Below are 16,563 nucleotides of genomic sequence, written 5' to 3'. Positions count from 1 at the left end.
AATTTTAAACTATGAAGATCAAAGAAACCCCGCTTAAAGACTGTTATATTATAGAACCTTCAATTTTTGAGGACGACAGAGGTTATTTTTACGAAAAATTTAATGAGAAAAAATTTGAAGAACTTACAGGGCTGAATGGCCATTTCGTACAGGATAATATTTCAAAATCATCTTTTGGTGTTTTAAGAGGGCTGCATTTGCAGAAGGGAGAGCAAGCCCAAGCCAAACTGGTTTCCTGCCTTGAGGGAAAAGTCTGGGATGTTGCCGTTGATCTGAGAGAAGATTCACCTACTTTTGGACAATGGTTCGGACTTGAGCTTACCGGTGAAAATAAACTTCAGTTGTATATACCGAGAGGTTTCGGGCATGGTTTTTCGGTGTTGAGTGAAACTGCTGTGTTTGCCTATAAATGTGATAACTTCTATAATAAGGAATCCGAAGGAAGTGTGAAATTCAATGATCCTGAACTCAATATAGACTGGAAAGTAAAAGAAGAGGACATGATCTTATCAGATAAGGACCAGACTGCTCCAGGCTTTAAAGAAAAGAACTTTTAAATATATTTTTGAAAACCACTTGATTAGGTGGTTTTTATTTTTTTAACCCTTACTCTTCAATATTTTGTATCTTTGCAGACTCAAAATCAAAAAGATGCGTACAAAGTCTACAGGGAAGAAAAAAATAAATATCGTAACACTTGGCTGCTCCAAAAATGTATATGATTCGGAAGTTCTGATGGGCCAGCTTAAAGCGAATGGTAAGGAAGTGGTGCACGAAGACAGAGGCGATATAGTAGTAATTAACACCTGTGGATTTATAGATAATGCCAAAGAAGAATCCATTAATACCATTCTTGACTATGTTGAAGCCAAAAGCAGGGGAGAGGTAGAAAAAGTTTTTGTTACAGGATGTCTTTCCGAAAGATACAAGCCGGATCTGATAAAGGAAATTCCCGATGTAGACCAATATTTCGGAACAAGGGACCTTCCGATCCTCTTAAAGCATCTTGGAGCGGATTACAAGCACGAGCTTGTAGGAGAAAGATTAACCACAACCCCCAAGCATTATGCTTACCTGAAAATATCCGAAGGCTGCGACAGGCCGTGTTCTTTCTGCGCAATCCCTTTAATGAGAGGCGGGCATGTTTCTACCCCGATAGAGAAATTGGTTACCGAAACCCAAAAGCTGGCAAAAGCAGGAACCAAAGAACTGATCCTGATCGCTCAGGACCTTACGTATTACGGATTGGATATCTACAAAAAACGGGCACTCGGAGATTTGCTGAAAGAGCTCGTTAAGGTAGAAGGAATTGAATGGATTCGTCTTCACTATGCTTTCCCAAGCGGATTTCCGGAAGATGTACTGGATATTATCCGGGAAGAACCTAAAGTTTGCAACTATATAGATATCCCTCTTCAGCATATCAATTCCGAATTACTGAAATCAATGAAAAGAGGGACCTCCCATGAGAAAACAGACGCCCTTCTGGCAAAATTCAGGGAGAAAGTTCCGGATATGGCCATCAGGACTACCTTAATAGTAGGATATCCGGGTGAGACCGAAGAAAGATTTCACGAACTGAAAGACTGGGTAAAAGAGCAGAAGTTTGACAGGCTCGGATGCTTTACCTATTCTCATGAAGAAAATACTTCGGCCTATGTACTGGAAGATAATATTCCTCAGGAAGTAAAAGAAGCCAGGGTAGAAGAGATCATGGAACTGCAGTCTCAGATCTCGTGGGAGAAAAACCAGAAGAAAGTGGGCAAAGTGTACAAATGTATTTTTGATAGAAAAGAAGGTAATTATTTTATCGGAAGAACAGAATATGATTCGCCGGATGTAGATAATACGGTTTTGGTCCCGGCTGATGATACCTATATCTCAATTGGGGAATTTGCGGATGTAAAGATCACTTCTGCAGAAGAATTTGATCTTTATGGTGTACTTCTTTAATCAGATAAAAATTAATTTGAATTTTTTTTCAATAACTATTAAAGGAATAACTCATATTTTTTTAATAAAAAATTAATACACTATAAATTTATTTAAATCGTTGATAATCAGAATTTTGAATATTTCACTGTAAAAATATATGTATTTTTTTTATTTTAAAAGCATATTTTTGAAAATTATATCTTAAATTTGCAATATAAATGTGTATTTATCTAAAAAGCATTGTTAAAAATCAGTTACTTAAATAAACAGTATTGGTTAAATAATTAAATTTTGGATAATGTTTGAAAGCACAAGTTGGGATAAAACACCCAGCCTGATGAAAGAAAATTATTGATGAAAATGTAATTAAAAAAAATCTATTTTAAAAACTTATGAAAAAATTTTTATTCACAGCGACTATGCTCGTTTCCTTCACGGCGCTTTCTCATGCCCAGCAGAGAGGTGTGGGTATTAATACAACTACACCGGCCGCTACATTAGATGTCGTTGCAAACAATGCAGATCCTGGTATGCCGGATGCGGTTTTAGTTCCTAGAATGACTGCTGCAGAATTGGGTGCCAAGAATAGTGCATATAATGCTGAACAAAACGGAGCTTTGGTATTCGTTCTTAGCGGAACCGGTACGGCAGGTACCCGAACAGAAAATGTTACAGGTACAGGATTTTATTACTATAACAGCGGTACTACCAGATGGGTTCCCGTAGGTGGTGGATCTGCCACTGATACTAGTATCTATACCGGAAACGGTACTTTAACAAGTGTAAGAACAGTTGATCAGGCAAATAATAATCTGACTTTTACTACAGGTACGGCCAGAACTATTATTAACGGTACCTTTGAAACTCAGGGGGCTGTATACTCTAAGACTCGTTCTGTAGTTGGTGATTTGGTAGCAGGCACATGGCAGGCTAATGATTATAATATTGTATTAACCGGAACTACAAATAACATTTCCTTACCGGATGCTACGACTAATTCAGGAAGAGTAATTTCTTTGACAAATCAGACAGGAGGTACCAGAACTTTTGTTACAGGTGCTGGTAATGTTGCATTCAGACCTTTGAATGTAGCTACAATACAAGGAGGTAGAGGATTACTGATGGTAAGTGATGGATCAGTTTGGCAGATAATTGGAGGATACAATTAAAATTTAATTTAATAATAAAAAAAATAAATGAATATATGAAAAAGATTTTATTTTCCCTTATAGTTGGTTTGTCAGCAACTTCTGTTCATGCACAAATTAACATTCCTTCTGTTCCTCAAGAGATTATAACAGGTGAGAATGCATTTTTGGATGCTTCTCCTTACTCTGCTGGCAATGGTTGGGGACCTTCAGAATCCAAAGGTTTGGTTTTTCCGGAAACAGATTTAGCACAGTTTCAGTTTAAGACTGATGGAATTTCGCCTATATCATTTTCCAATGCATTCAATGGAATGATTGTATATAATACTGGAACAGGTACCACAGCTGACCCTGCGTTGAATACTCAAACAGCGAACTTAGAACCTGGTTTTTACTATTTTTATAACCCTACCGGGTCATCTACTTTAAGTGTAGCTGACGGGGTGTGGATGCCATTAGGAGCCTCATCTACAGTAGATATAAAAACTACAGAGACTGTTACCAATATTTCAGTTGCTGGAGCTCAGGTATATGCTAGAAAAGGTAATTTCCAAACAAACGGAACAAGTACATCTCCTATTTCATATAATCCTGATGGACCTATTACTATTCCTAATACGGCTACTGACGGGTTATATCGGGTGACGATCTTTAATCCTAATGGTAGCGGTGTGTATTCTACAACTGTATATTCATATGATACTGCAACCGGAGCCTTGATTACGGGATCTCCTAATATTTCTGTAGTACTTCCTTCAGGTGATTACCCTTATACTGTAGAATATTTTAAATAATAAGATTATATCTTTATCAATAATTAATTATTAAGCCAATGAATTTCATTGGCTTTTTTATTTGCTTTAAAATTAATTCTCTGATGCTTTTTAAATAGATTGGCAGATATAATAAAAAATATAAGAACAAAGAATTTATAGTCGTTCTTTTGTAATTTCTAAGAATCGGTAATTCCTGATAGGTGAGTTTGAAATAATCTTATCCTTAAAAATCTATGTATGCTTTTCTTATTTAATTGCAGAAGCATATATTTGTAATTGTATTGATTTTCATGGTGTTATAAAAAATAGAAAACTTAAATTATGCAATAATTAGTTAATTCTGTTAACTTTTTTATATGTTTTTTAACGTTTTTTAACAGTGTGCTCTAAATAGCCTGTTAATAGAAGGTTACAGAAGGTGTTAACTTAAAATTTGGTTTTCGTTAACGTTTTTTAACGTTTAGACTGGGGAGTTCAGAAGTTTCACAATACATTTGCTCCGTCAAAACCAATAAAATTCAAAATGATGAAAAGATTCATTCTCGTAATCATAATGATGATTTCAACCCTTGGTATTTATTCTTTCAGTAATAATACCACAGATGCGAAAAAAACAAGTTATGCATCGTACTACCACGATAAGTTTAATGGTAGAAAAACAGCCAGCGGAGAGATCTTTGATAATACAAAGCTTACCGCAGCCAACAGAACGCTCCCATTTGGGACAAGAATTAAGGTGACCAACCTGAATAATGGAAAAGAGGTGATAGTGAAGATAAATGACAGAGGACCTTTTCATTCATCAAGAGCATTAGATATTTCTAAAGCTGCGTTCAACGAAATCGGGAACACCAGTCATGGTACCATCCCGGTGGAATATGAAATTGTCGATTAAATTTATGATTTTAAATTAAAGCCTGCTGACTCAGCAGGCTTTTTGTTTTATCATAATTACAAAAGGTTTAAACACTTTTGTTTTTGAAAATCTTTGATCTTTATCTTATGTGAACTTCTTATTCTCCTTAATATTAGCACTAATATGCTTATAATGCGTTTCAAAAAACTTTTGTGACTTTTGCGGTTTAAAAACTAAAGATCAATTTCCAATAAAGCCGGGCAATGATCAGAATGCAGTGCTTCCTTCAAAATAACAGCCCTGGAAAGCTTTTCTTTTAAAGAATAAGAAGCAAAATTGTAATCCAGTCTCCAGCCCTTATTTTTAGCTCTTGAATTCTGGCGGTAGCTCCACCATGTATAATGATCCGGTTCATTATTGAAAAACCTGAAACTGTCGATCAGTTCACATTCCTCAATAAAATTGGTCATCCATTCCCTTTCCATTGGCAGGAATCCCGAAACGTTCTTTAAGCGAACAGGATCATGAATATCAATAGCCTGGTGGCAGATATTGAAGTCCCCGGAAATTATAAGGTTAGGGATCGTTTTCTTTAAACTCCTGATGTATTCCAGAAAATCATGGCAGAACTGCATTTTAAAATCTAACCTGTCAATATTGGACGCAGAAGGGACATAGACTGAAATTACAGAATAGCCATTAAAATCTGCACGGATGATCCTTCCTTCATTGTCATAGCTCTCAATTCCGCAGCCGTATTCGACATGATCGGGCTTTATTTTTGAGGCAATCCCAACCCCGCTGTAGCCCTTTCTTAAAGCAGAATGCCAATAGCTGTGATATCCCAGCTTTTCAAGGCTTTCAATATCGATCTGGTCGTTTCCTGCTTTACTTTCCTGAATGCAGACCACATCAGGGTCTGCCGTAGTGAGCCAGCCTAAAAAATCTTTGGTAAATGCGGCTCTGATTCCATTTACATTATAAGTAATAAGTTTCATACTCCAAAAATATTAAAAAACAGGCGGAAAAAATCATCGATTTTTTCCGCCTAAACCCAAATTAAATAAACTATGAAAAAAACTACTTGGGTTCTAAAATGCTTATAGGAATGATACATTCTTCCAATGAAATCCCCCCATGCTGATAAGTTTCTTTATAGTAGTTTACAAAGTGATTATAATTCTTGGGATAAGCCAGGAAAATATTGCTCTTGGCAAAAATATATTTGGAGCTTAAATTTCCTTTAGGTAAAAACAGCTTTTCCGGAGCGGTAATAGCCCACACATCACTGTCATCATATGTTAAACTCTTACCAGTCTTATAACGGATGTTTGTAGAAGTTTCCCTGTCTCCGACCACTTTGCTTGGCTTTTTTACATAGATTGTCCCGTGGTCAGTTGTGATCACCAGTTTGTAGCCGCTTTCAGCAGCAGCTTTTATGATCTTCATTAAAGATGAGTTTTCAAACCAGTTCAACGTTAGAGATCTGAATGTTTTATCGTCACGGATCAGCTGATCTACAATATGATTATCCGTTTTTGCGTGAGAAAGAATATCAATGAAATTGTAAACAATTACCAAAAGATCATTATTTTTATGCTGGTTAAAATCATCGTAGATCTTTTTTTCAAAATCAGCATTCAATACCTTTAAATATTTCATGGATTTTGAACCCAGGCCTATCCTTTTCATCTGATCTTCCAGAAAATCACGTTCATATTCATTCTTGTTACCTTCCTCATTATCATTGAACCATTTTTCAGGGAAACGTTTTTCGATCTCGGACGGCATCAGGCCGGCAAAGAAAGAGTTCCTTGCATATTGGGTAGCTGTAGGAAGAATACTGTAGTAATAATCCTCCGAAATCTTATTGTAATGCTTGGTGAATAAAGGCTCGATCACCTTCCACTGATCATAGCGAAGGTTATCAATCATCAGCAAAAGAACTTTTTCTTTTTCCACCTCAGGCTTCACTTTTTCTTTGAAAAGTGTATGGCTCATGACTGGTTTTTCAGAATCGTGCAGCCAGTCTTCATAATTATTTTCTATGAATTTAGCGAATTGGATGTTAGCCTCCTCCTTCTGAGACTGCAAAAGATCTGCAAATTCGTTATCTGCCACTTTATCGAACTTGATCTCCCAATTCAGGATCTTCTTATAATATTCAGCCCAATCCTGATAAGTTCTCAGGTAAGACAGCTCCATAGAAAGGTTTCTGAATTCCTGCTGATACTGTAAAATGGTTTTTTGTTCAACAAGGTCATCCTGCTGGAGGTTTTTCTTTAATGATAATAAGATCTGATTAGGATTTACAGGTTTTAGAATATAGTCAGCGATCTGAGAACCGATGGCTTCCTCCATAATGTGTTCCTCCTCACTTTTGGTCACCATTACTATTTTCAGGGAATTATCCTTCTCTTTGATCATGGGAATGGCTTCCAATCCGGAAATTCCGGGCATGTTTTCATCAATGAGTGTCAAGGCAAACTTCTCTGAATCTATAAGTTCTAACGCTTCATTCACGTTGTTAACAGGGGTTACCTGATAACCTTTTTTCTCTAAGAATACGATATGAGGTTTAAGTAAATCTATTTCATCATCTATCCATAATATCTTTTCCGACATAATTTATTTTTTTACATGGTTATTGCATCAAATTGTTGACCAAATCTTTATAAAAACTGCCAAAATGAGCAGTTAAAAAGTTAAATATTAGTTAAACGGAAAGTAAGGAAAAATATTTTCATCCGCTCTAAGAATTAATTTCCTGTCCGGATATATTCCAAGGCCCTTTCCAGAACTTCATCCTTTCCTTTCTTTATCCCTTTTATGGTAGGTCTTATAAGAATATCGGGAATAATCCCTATTCTCTGGGTCTTTCTTTGATCCGGGTAATAGGCTCCAAGACCGGTAAAGCTTGTCTCCAGACCGGCAATTTTAAAACGGATGATATCTCCGTTAGCTCCCGAGGTATTGCTTCCTATGATCTTTGCATTTGGGTGCTGTTTAAGCATCATGGCAGTGGTTTCAGCCTGGCTCTGGGTATTCTCATCTACCAGAACTACTACCTTTCCTTTATAATATTCTGTATTTTTTCTTCCGATGCTGTTTTTTCTGATGTAAAATTTACTTAAATAATTCGTTTCAGGAAAAATAAACTGGTAGTAAATCGTATTTTCAGGGAGTAATAGCCTGCTTAATGGAAGAATGGTTTGTTTAGGATAATTTCTGAGATCAAAGATAATGGCTTCGGTTGTTCTCAAATTCCGGTACATTTCGTCCAAATCTTTCCTTTCAATGATTCCCATGTTCACATAACCTGTTTTTTTCGCTTCGTCCAGGAATTTCCATTTTTCAGCAGTTGCGGGCTTTTCGTAAATAATATCTTTAAGAAGGTAGGTTTTTACAGTCAGAGCCATATTCCTGCCATCTCTTTCAATCCTGATAGTGATGGAGTCACTATTGGAAAATAAAAAAAGATTCCTCACTTTCTTGATCTTCCCCCAGGAATTGGATGCCGGGATATACTTTCCGAAGCTGTTGACCATTTGCGGAATAGTTTTCCCGTTTACATCATAAATGATATCGCCGGGTTCCAGAAGGGTTTCTTCATGGAATTTATTGGAATTGATTTTTGTTACGATGAGCTTTCCTTCAGCATAGCCATATTCTACAGGAATTTTTCTTCTTCCATATTGGTTGAAGCTGATAAGTGGTGAAAACAGATAGGCATGAGAATCATCAGTTTTAGTTACCAGTTCCGCCAGAGTCAGGTGATAACCTTCATCATTGCTGATCGCATTGAACTTCGGGATCATCTCTTGCAAAACATCATTCCAGTTCTGATCCGTCTCATATTTATAAGGAAAAAAATATTCCACATAATTCCAGTATCGGAACAGCTCCAAAAGAACAATCTGCCGGGAAATGAATTTTGAGCCGTAAGAATTCTCATTCCTGAAAAATACTTTCCTGCCACCTTTCCCAAAATAATGATTGTCTTCAATGTTTCGGTTGTCCTGAATATAGCTAAGTTTTTGAATGACGGCTTCAGAAAAAATATTCCGGTCATGAATCCAGTTGAAATCAAAATTTTTAAGGAAATAGGTTTTTTGTTCTTGCTTTTTACATTCTTTGCATGCACCTACTTTTCCAAGACTATTGATCCATTGCAAATAAAGTTCGTTCAATTGGGTTTTATCATTTACTTTTTCCAGTTCATCTATCTTTTGGAAAAGCTGTTGGTCCCAGTCAAAAGCCCCTTTTGCCACCTGCGGATGATAATACTTTAAAAATCCCCAGACCTTGCATAGCGATTCCAGCTTTTGAGCTTCAGAGACGGTTTGTGCAGGAATACCGATACTTAAAAATAATATGACTAAAAAAGAGAAACTTCTCATGAATAATTACCGGGGTTTATGATCATATTCAAAGATAAAGCAATTGTTGCTTTAATTTCAGCCACAAAAGGCACAAAAATTTTTCCGGACATTTATTTAAGCTATTATTACGGAGAGTTTGTCATTCCGCAGGAATCTTAAATATTTCCGTAGAGATGCTTTGACTACGTCGAACCTAAAGGTTTCAGCATGACAAATAGAATACAATAGCCTTTATGTTTTCAAATATTTGTGTCTTTTGTGATTGAAGTCCTATTATGGTTATCATAATATCATTAATCAAAATTAAACAAAAGCTAAAGTTAAATTTCCCTAACTTTGTTTACCAATACTGACCTTTCCATGCAGAACAAGCTAAAAATCATCAATGATCCCGTTCACGGATTTATCAAAATTCCATATGAAATTTTATTCGATGTTATTGAGCATCCTTATTTTCAGAGATTGAGGCGGATTTCCCAGACCGGACTTTTGAATCTGATTTTTCCCGGAGCAACCCATACAAGATTCCATCATGCTTTGGGAGCAACGCATTTGATGTTTACAGCACTGGAAACCCTAAAGCTGAAAGGTGTTGAAGTTTCAAAGGAAGAAGAAAAAGGGGCAATGCTGGCTATTTTGATGCATGATATCGGTCACGGGCCATTCTCTCACGCGTTGGAAAGTATGCTGATGGACGATTGGCATCATGAAAACCTTTCTTTGTTGCTCATGAACAGGCTGAATGAAACATTTGACGGGCAGTTGTCAACCGCTATTGAAATGTTTCAGGGCAAATATCACAGGAAATTCTTTAATCAGCTTATTTCGTCCCAGTTGGATGTTGACAGGCTGGATTATCTGAAGCGGGACAGTTTCTTTACAGGAGTTTCGGAGGGGAATATTAATACCCAGAGGATTATCTCTATGATGAATGTGTGCGAAGAAGGAGAGCTGGTGATCGATGCGAAAGGTATTTATTCCATTGAAAACTTTTTGACCGCCAGAATGTTCATGTACTGGCAGGTATATTATCATAAAACATCTGCTTTGGCGGAATTTCTTTTGGTCAGGATTTTAGAAAGAGCCAAATATCTGGTCTCTCAGGGTATTGACCTGCCGGCAACAGAAAATCTGAAATATTTCTTGTACCGTGAGAAAAGTTCTGCAACCGATGAAGATGTTCAGAGATTTACACAAATGGATGATAATGATGTGATCCAGGCGATGAAATCATGGCAGAATTCTGACGATTTTATTCTTTCTTATTGGTGTACATGCATCATTCAGAGAAACCTTCCTAAAACGATTATTTCATCCCATCCTTTTGAACCGGAATTCATTGAAGAAAAAATAAAAAATACCAATGAATTTTTCGGAATCGATAATGGTAATGAACTGGTACACGAAATTAAACGGAAACTATTGCCTTACAACACAGATAAGCAGCCTATTTATCTATTGCAGAAAGACGGTAAGAAGATCAGGATGGATGAGTCGGAAGATCAGCTTTTATCAGGATTGATGGTGAATATGACTACACGATACATTCTTACCTTTCCCAGAGAGTTCTCTAAAATAAATTCTTAAAGAATAATAAAATTGATGTCTGTAAACTAAAAAATGTTTGCGAATTATAGAATTTCTTATCTTTGCAGAATATGGAATTTACAGCTTCGCAAATTGCAAGTTTTATTAACGGCAGAATAATAGGTGACGAAGAGGCACTTATTACTGGAGTTTCACCAATTGAGAATGGAGAAACCGGTCATCTTTCTTTTATAGCTCAGGATCGATTCTCACATTTTCTGGATACTTCCAGATGTTCCGTCCTTATTGTTTCGGAAAAACTTTTGGTAAAAGACACTTATAATCCTACCATTATTGCGGTAAAGGATGCCTATCTTTCTTTTCAGGTCCTTATGAATCTCTATCAGGAAATGCAGGGGAGAAGAGAAGGGATTGAAGATGGCTCCTCCATCCATCCTACTGCTATGATTGGTGATAAAGCCTATATAGGGGCATTCACTTATGTTTCCGAAAAGGCAAAAATTGGTGAGGGTACACAGATCTATCCGCACGTATATATAGGCAAGGGAGTGAAGGTTGGCAAAAACTGTAAAATAGACAGTGGTGCCAGGATCTATGATTATTGTATTATCGGAGACAATTGTGTTATCCATTCCAACACGGTAGTGGGAGGAGACGGTTTCGGGTTTCAGCCGACTGCTGACGGATTTAAAAAAATTCCCCAATTAGGAAATGTAATTATCGAAGATGATGTTGAAATAGGCTCCAACTGTAGTATAGACCGTGCAACCATCGGATCTACAATTATAGGGAAGGGAACCAAAATAGATAACCTGATCCAGATCGCCCATAACGTTAAAATAGGACAAAACAATGTGATCGCCGCACAGGCCGGAATTGCAGGTTCTACCACGATCGGAAACTGGAACCAGATCGGCGGGCAGGTCGGTATTGTAGGACATATCAATATAGGAGATCAGGTTAAAATTCAGGCTCAGAGTGGTGTGAACAATAATGTGGAAGATAAGGAAGTATTATACGGTTCTCCTGCGATATCAGCATCTGACTTCCGAAGAAATTATGTACATTTCAGGAATTTCACAGAAATCGTAAGTAGAATAAATAATCTTGAGAATAACTCAAAAGATAAAACTAATGAGTGATATGCAAAAAACACTTCAGGAAGAAGTAACGCTTTCTGGAATCGGCCTTCATACGGGCAAAGAAGTAAAGCTTACCATTAAGCCTGCAAAAGAAAATACAGGCTTTGTGTTTGTAAGAACAGACTTGGAGGGCAATCCTCAGGTTGAAGCGGATGTTAATTATGTGGTAGCAACAGAAAGAGGGACGACATTAGAAAAATTAGGAGTAAAAATTACTACCTGTGAGCATCTTTTGGCAGCATTGGTAGGTTGTGATATAGATAATGCCATATTGGAGATGGATGCTTCCGAACCTCCCATTTTAGATGGATCATCAAAATTCTTTGTTGAAGCCATCGAAAGTGTTGGAGTGGTGGATCAGAATATTGCCAGAGAATATCTGGTGGTGAAGGAAGTACTTAGCTATACCGATCCGGCTACCGGTTCGGAAATTACGATAATCCCTTCGGATACCTACGAAATTACAACCATGGTAGATTTTGGAACCAAAGTTTTAGGTACCCAGAATGCTACCCTTAAAAATATTTCAGAGTTCAAAGAAGAAATCTCTTCTGCAAGAACATTCAGCTTTTTACATGAATTGGAAATGCTTTTGGATCATGGATTGATCAAAGGCGGCGATATTTCCAATGCCATTGTATATGTGGATAAGGATTTAACGCCGGATACCACGGAAAAATTAAAGAAAGCATTTGGCAAAGACCATGTAGCGATCAGGCCTAACGGAATTCTTGATAATCTTAACCTAAACTATCCGAACGAAGCCGCAAGACACAAATTACTGGATGTAATCGGTGATCTGGCTTTAGCGGGAGTAAAGATCAAAGGTAAAGTGATTGCCAACAAACCGGGGCACTATGTAAACACCCAGTTTGCAAAGAAGCTGAACCGCCAATGGAAATTACAGAAAAAGAAAAATGTTCCTGATTTTGACCTGACGAAGGAACCTGTATTCGACATCAACGGCATCATGCGCCTTATGCCGCACAGGCCGCCATTCTTATTGATCGATAAAATCCTTGAATTGTCAGATTCCCATGTGGTAGGATTGAAAAATGTAACCATGAACGAACCGTTCTTTGTGGGACATTTCCCAAAAGAACCGGTAATGCCGGGAGTTCTGCAGGTAGAAGCTTTGGCGCAGACAGGAGGTATTCTGGTTTTGGCAAGTGTTCCGGATCCGGAAAATTACTCTACTTACTTTATTAAAATAGATAAAGTGAAATTCAAAAGAAAAGTAGTTCCTGGAGATACCATTATCTTCAAGATTGAATTGATAGAGCCTATCAGAAGAGGTATTGTACACATGCAGGGGTATGGGTATGTAGGTGATTCAATAGCGGTGGAAGCCGAGTTAATGGCACAAGTTGCAAAAAATAAAGTTGACTAAATGATTCATCAATTAGCTGCCGTAGATAAACGTGCGAAAATCAGCAAAAACGTTATTGTAGAACCTTTTACTACAATTGCAGGCGATGTGGAAATTGGAGAAGGAACCTGGATCGGACCCAATGTAACCATCATGGATGGAGCAAGAATAGGAAAAAACTGCAGGATTTTTCCGGGAACGGTCATTTCTGCCATTCCGCAGGACCTGAAGTTTGATGGTGAGGATACTCAAGTGATCATTGGTGATGAAACGACGATCAGGGAATGTGTAACCGTAAACAGGGGAACAAAAGCCTTGGGATATACTAAAATTGGTAAAAATTGCCTCATCATGGCTACTTCCCATATTGCTCACGATTGCGTTATCGGAGACCATGTTATTATTGTTAACGGTTGCGGTATTGCCGGGCATGTGGAAATAGGAGATTATACCGTAATGGGAGGTCTTAGTGCCGTTCACCAGTTCGGAAAGATCGGGAAGCACGTGATGATCTCAGGAGGTACGCTGGTAAGAAAAGATATTCCGCCGTATGTGAAGGTAGCAAGGGAACCGATGTCTTATGCAGGGATTAACTCCGTAGGATTAAGAAGAAGAGGTTTTACCAATGAAAAGATATTTGAGATCCAGAAGATATACAGAGCAATTTTTCAGATGAAAATGAACGTTTCCCAAGCAATCAACTACATCGAGAAGGAAATGCTTCCTACAGCTGAAAGGGATGAGATCCTCCAGTTTATCCAGAACTCTCCGAGAGGTATTGTAAAAGGGTACGGAACAGGAAAAGAATAATTGACAAAAAAGTAAAAAGGTAAAAAGGCTGATTTGCAATTTCGCGATTTTACCAATAAATAAAGCAATAATTAAAAAGAGAATATACATTAATGGCAACAAGTAACGATATCAGAAAAGGGCTTTGCATCGAATACAGCAATGATATTTATAAAGTAATCGAGTTTCTTCACGTAAAACCGGGTAAAGGGCCTGCTTTCGTAAGAACAAAATTAAAATCAGTGACCAACGGGAAAGTGATTGACAATACATTCTCTGCAGGTCATAAAATTGATGAAGTAAAAGTGATCACGAGAAAATATCAGTACCTTTATGATGATGAGAACGGATTTCATTTCATGAATAATGAGGACTTCTCTCAATTATATATCAATAAGGAGATGATCGAGAATGCCCAGTTTATGAAGGCTGGTGAAGAAGTGACGATCATTTTAAAAGAAGCTGACGAAACCCCGCTTTCTGCAGAACTTCCACAATCTGTATATCTGGATGTTATAGAAGCTGATCCGGGAGTAAAAGGGAATACGGCTACCAACGCTCTTAAAAATGCGATCGTTGAAACAGGAGCAAGAGTAATGGTTCCTTTGTTCATTGAACCAGGAGACAAGATCAAGGTAAATACTGAAGATGGTAGCTACCTGGAAAGAGTAAAATAATAAATACAGTCGGAAGCTGGAAGCAAGAAGTCTTCCAGCTTCTGTCTTTTAACTTCCAACTTAAATTATGAGATTCCATTCTCCGCAAAAACTTAAAACCATTGCTGATCTTATCGGGGCAAAATTTGTCGGCTCTGAAGATTTTGAAGTATTGGGAACCAATGAGATCCATAGGGTGAAACAGGGAGAGATTGTTTTCGTTAACCATCCCAAATACTATGATAAAGCACTGAATTCCGCAGCTACGATTATTTTAATCGATAAAGAAGTAGAATGTCCGGAAGGAAAGGCGCTTTTGGTTTCCGATGATCCTTTTAGGGATTTTAATAAGATCAATACCCATTTTACAAGAATATATAACTTCACGGAAGAGCTTCACGATGTAGAAATAGGAGAAGGGACCAGGATACACCGTTCAGCCGTGATCGGCAATAATGTAAGGATTGGGAAGAATACCCTTATTTTTCCGAATGTCGTTATTGGGGACAGAACTGTCATTGGCGATAATGTTATCATCCAGTCAGGAACTGTTTTAGGTGGCGACGCCTTCTATTACCGAAAGCTGAACGGAAACTTTGATCGCCTGATCTCGGTAGGAAATGTTGTGATTGAAAACAATGTGGAGATCGGTAACAACTGTACAATAGACAGGGGAGTTACAGATTCTACTATTATTGGAGAAGGATCTGTTCTGGACAATCAGATCCAGATAGGGCACGATACCGTTATCGGGAAAAAGTGCCTGATCGCTTCACAGGTGGGAATTGCCGGCTGCTGTGTCATAGGAGATGAGGTGACGTTATGGGGACAGGTGGGTATCGCCTCAGGCAATACAATTGAAGGCGGAACCGTATTGTTGGGAAAAACGGGAGTCAACCGGGACCTGGAAAAAGGAACCTATATAGGGATGTTTGCAGAAGATTTTAAAACCTATCTGAAAAAAGAAGTGAAGCTGAGAAATCTCAAATAAACAAATTGGAAGGTTTTATCCAGAATCAAAGAAAAATAAGTAAATTTGTGAGCATTAATAAAATAAATTAAAACAACAATAAAATGTCAATTTTAGTAAACAAAGATTCTAAAGTAATTGTACAAGGATTTACAGGGAACGAAGGTACTTTCCATGCAGGCCAGATGATTGAATACGGAACAAACGTAGTAGGAGGTGTTACTCCCGGAAAAGGAGGCAGCGAACACTTAGGAAAGCCTGTCTTTAATACTGTGGCTGATGCTGTTGAAAAAGCAGGAGCTAATGTAAGTATCATTTTCGTACCCCCTGCATTTGCTGCAGATGCTATTATGGAAGCTGCGGAAGCAGGTATCGGGGTGATCGTATGTATTACTGAAGGTATTCCGGTAGCAGATATGGTAAAAGTAAAATCTTATATTGCTGACAGAGACTGCAGATTGATCGGCCCTAACTGTCCTGGAATCATTACTTCTGATGAAGCTAAAATTGGGATTATGCCAGGTTTCGTTTTCAAAAAAGGGAAAGTAGGTATCGTTTCCAAGTCAGGTACTTTAACTTACGAAGCTGCTGATCAGGTTGTAAAAGCTGGTTTTGGTGTTTCTACTGCTATCGGTATTGGTGGTGACCCTATCATCGGGACAACTACAAGAGAAGCTTTGGAATTGTTTATTAACGATCCTGAAACTGATGCTGTAGTAATGATCGGAGAGATTGGTGGTGGATTAGAAGCTGAGGCAGCAAGATGGTATAAAGCAAGCGGATCTACTAAGCCGGTTGTAGGTTTCATCGCGGGTCAGACAGCTCCAAAAGGAAGAACAATGGGACATGCAGGGGCTATTGTAGGAGGTGCGGAAGATACGGCTCAGGCAAAAATGGAGATCATGAGAGAGAATGGTATCAATGTTGTTGATTCTCCTGCTGACATAGGTGAAACTGTGGCAAAAGTTCTAGCATAATTTAAAAATGACGAT

16 protein-coding genes are annotated in these 16,563 nt (G+C 37.8%); 13 read left to right on the top strand and 3 right to left on the bottom strand.

Annotated elements, in window-relative coordinates; all coding sequences use genetic code 11:
- Positions 1-11 precede the first annotated feature (11 nt).
- From rfbC to HNP38_RS07125, 5 genes are all read left to right on the top strand, one after another.
- Complete coding sequence (gene rfbC, locus HNP38_RS07145; RefSeq protein WP_184186684.1) at positions 12-557, top strand: dTDP-4-dehydrorhamnose 3,5-epimerase; 546 nt, start codon at positions 12-14, stop codon at positions 555-557.
- A 94-nt stretch (positions 558-651) separates the two neighbouring features.
- Positions 652-1,953, top strand: a complete 1,302-nt coding sequence (rimO, locus tag HNP38_RS07140) for a 30S ribosomal protein S12 methylthiotransferase RimO (RefSeq protein WP_184186680.1) — start codon at positions 652-654, stop codon at positions 1,951-1,953.
- 374 nt (positions 1,954-2,327) lie between these two features.
- Positions 2,328-3,104 carry a hypothetical protein gene (locus HNP38_RS07135; protein ID WP_184186677.1) on the top strand — a complete coding sequence of 259 codons (777 nt, stop codon included), beginning with the start codon at positions 2,328-2,330 and terminating at the stop codon, positions 3,102-3,104.
- Between the two features lie 35 nt (positions 3,105-3,139).
- The gene (locus tag HNP38_RS07130; protein ID WP_184186674.1) at positions 3,140-3,877 is read left to right on the top strand and encodes a hypothetical protein; all 738 of its coding nucleotides are present in this window, start codon (positions 3,140-3,142) and stop codon (positions 3,875-3,877) included.
- Positions 3,878-4,382: 505 nt separating this feature from the next.
- Positions 4,383-4,754: a septal ring lytic transglycosylase RlpA family protein gene (locus HNP38_RS07125; RefSeq protein ID WP_184186671.1), complete on the top strand. Its 372-nt coding sequence runs from the start codon at positions 4,383-4,385 to the stop codon at positions 4,752-4,754.
- Positions 4,755-4,948: 194 nt separating this feature from the next.
- On the opposite strand, the gene HNP38_RS07120 is transcribed toward HNP38_RS07125, so the two are convergent.
- From HNP38_RS07120 to HNP38_RS07110, 3 genes are all read right to left on the bottom strand, one after another.
- Positions 4,949-5,713 (bottom strand): exodeoxyribonuclease III, encoded by a 765-nt coding sequence (locus HNP38_RS07120; RefSeq protein WP_184186668.1) that lies wholly within the window; start codon positions 5,711-5,713, stop codon positions 4,949-4,951.
- 82 nt (positions 5,714-5,795) lie between these two features.
- Positions 5,796-7,340, bottom strand: coding sequence for a bifunctional response regulator/alkaline phosphatase family protein (locus tag HNP38_RS07115; RefSeq protein ID WP_184186665.1), 1,545 nt, complete (start codon positions 7,338-7,340; stop codon positions 5,796-5,798).
- A 134-nt stretch (positions 7,341-7,474) separates the two neighbouring features.
- On the bottom strand, positions 7,475-9,115 hold the full coding sequence (locus tag HNP38_RS07110; RefSeq protein WP_184186662.1) for a S41 family peptidase: 1,641 nt from the start codon (positions 9,113-9,115) through the stop codon (positions 7,475-7,477).
- Positions 9,116-9,133: 18 nt separating this feature from the next.
- On the opposite strand from HNP38_RS07110, the gene HNP38_RS18100 reads away from it, so the two are divergent.
- The 8 genes from HNP38_RS18100 (at position 9,134) to sucD (ending at position 16,548) form a co-directional block, all read left to right on the top strand.
- A complete protein-coding gene (locus HNP38_RS18100; protein ID WP_262888905.1) occupies positions 9,134-9,256 on the top strand; it encodes a hypothetical protein in 123 nt (40 codons plus the stop codon).
- Positions 9,257-9,457: 201 nt separating this feature from the next.
- Entirely contained in the window at positions 9,458-10,684 is a 1,227-nt protein-coding gene (locus HNP38_RS07105; RefSeq protein WP_184187664.1) for an HD domain-containing protein, read from the top strand.
- A 71-nt stretch (positions 10,685-10,755) separates the two neighbouring features.
- On the top strand, positions 10,756-11,787 hold the full coding sequence (gene lpxD, locus HNP38_RS07100) for a UDP-3-O-(3-hydroxymyristoyl)glucosamine N-acyltransferase (protein ID WP_184186659.1): 1,032 nt from the start codon (positions 10,756-10,758) through the stop codon (positions 11,785-11,787).
- Entirely contained in the window at positions 11,780-13,177 is a 1,398-nt protein-coding gene (locus HNP38_RS07095; RefSeq protein ID WP_184186656.1) for a bifunctional UDP-3-O-[3-hydroxymyristoyl] N-acetylglucosamine deacetylase/3-hydroxyacyl-ACP dehydratase, read from the top strand. The genes lpxD and HNP38_RS07095 overlap by 8 nt, the downstream gene beginning before the upstream one ends.
- Positions 13,178-13,966 carry an acyl-ACP--UDP-N-acetylglucosamine O-acyltransferase gene (gene lpxA / locus HNP38_RS07090; RefSeq protein WP_184186653.1) on the top strand — a complete coding sequence of 263 codons (789 nt, stop codon included), beginning with the start codon at positions 13,178-13,180 and terminating at the stop codon, positions 13,964-13,966. It begins immediately after the preceding gene.
- 92 nt (positions 13,967-14,058) lie between these two features.
- Positions 14,059-14,622 carry an elongation factor P gene (gene efp, locus HNP38_RS07085; RefSeq protein WP_184186650.1) on the top strand — a complete coding sequence of 188 codons (564 nt, stop codon included), beginning with the start codon at positions 14,059-14,061 and terminating at the stop codon, positions 14,620-14,622.
- Between the two features lie 67 nt (positions 14,623-14,689).
- On the top strand, positions 14,690-15,592 hold the full coding sequence (locus tag HNP38_RS07080; RefSeq protein WP_184186647.1) for an LpxD N-terminal domain-containing protein: 903 nt from the start codon (positions 14,690-14,692) through the stop codon (positions 15,590-15,592).
- 83 nt (positions 15,593-15,675) lie between these two features.
- Positions 15,676-16,548, top strand: coding sequence for a succinate--CoA ligase subunit alpha (sucD, locus tag HNP38_RS07075; RefSeq protein WP_184186644.1), 873 nt, complete (start codon positions 15,676-15,678; stop codon positions 16,546-16,548).
- The last annotated feature ends 15 nt before the right edge of the window (positions 16,549-16,563 follow it).

The sequence above is a fragment of the Chryseobacterium defluvii genome (assembly GCF_014204415.1).
GTDB lineage: Bacteria > Bacteroidota > Bacteroidia > Flavobacteriales > Weeksellaceae > Chryseobacterium > Chryseobacterium defluvii_A.
Note: the sequence above shows the minus strand (reverse complement) of the source record. Positions and strands in the feature narration are given on the sequence as shown.

Excerpts from the sequence above, each read along its gene's own strand:
- HNP38_RS07135 (WP_184186677.1), top strand. The coding sequence starts at position 2,328 with ATGAAAAAATTTTTATTCACAGCGACTATGCTCGTTTCCTTCACGGCG.
- HNP38_RS07105 (WP_184187664.1), top strand. The coding sequence starts at position 9,458 with ATGCAGAACAAGCTAAAAATCATCAATGATCCCGTTCACGGATTTATC.
- HNP38_RS07120 (WP_184186668.1), bottom strand. The coding sequence starts at position 5,713 with ATGAAACTTATTACTTATAATGTAAATGGAATCAGAGCCGCATTTACC.
- HNP38_RS07130 (WP_184186674.1), top strand. The coding sequence starts at position 3,140 with ATGAAAAAGATTTTATTTTCCCTTATAGTTGGTTTGTCAGCAACTTCT.
- rimO (WP_184186680.1), top strand. The coding sequence starts at position 652 with ATGCGTACAAAGTCTACAGGGAAGAAAAAAATAAATATCGTAACACTT.
- HNP38_RS07125 (WP_184186671.1), top strand. The coding sequence starts at position 4,383 with ATGATGAAAAGATTCATTCTCGTAATCATAATGATGATTTCAACCCTT.
- efp (WP_184186650.1), top strand. The coding sequence starts at position 14,059 with ATGGCAACAAGTAACGATATCAGAAAAGGGCTTTGCATCGAATACAGC.
- HNP38_RS07080 (WP_184186647.1), top strand. The coding sequence starts at position 14,690 with ATGAGATTCCATTCTCCGCAAAAACTTAAAACCATTGCTGATCTTATC.
- HNP38_RS18100 (WP_262888905.1), top strand. The coding sequence starts at position 9,134 with ATGATCATATTCAAAGATAAAGCAATTGTTGCTTTAATTTCAGCCACA.
- rfbC (WP_184186684.1), top strand. The coding sequence starts at position 12 with ATGAAGATCAAAGAAACCCCGCTTAAAGACTGTTATATTATAGAACCT.
- HNP38_RS07115 (WP_184186665.1), bottom strand. The coding sequence starts at position 7,340 with ATGTCGGAAAAGATATTATGGATAGATGATGAAATAGATTTACTTAAA.
- sucD (WP_184186644.1), top strand. The coding sequence starts at position 15,676 with ATGTCAATTTTAGTAAACAAAGATTCTAAAGTAATTGTACAAGGATTT.
- lpxD (WP_184186659.1), top strand. The coding sequence starts at position 10,756 with ATGGAATTTACAGCTTCGCAAATTGCAAGTTTTATTAACGGCAGAATA.
- HNP38_RS07110 (WP_184186662.1), bottom strand. The coding sequence starts at position 9,115 with ATGAGAAGTTTCTCTTTTTTAGTCATATTATTTTTAAGTATCGGTATT.
- HNP38_RS07095 (WP_184186656.1), top strand. The coding sequence starts at position 11,780 with ATGAGTGATATGCAAAAAACACTTCAGGAAGAAGTAACGCTTTCTGGA.
- lpxA (WP_184186653.1), top strand. The coding sequence starts at position 13,178 with ATGATTCATCAATTAGCTGCCGTAGATAAACGTGCGAAAATCAGCAAA.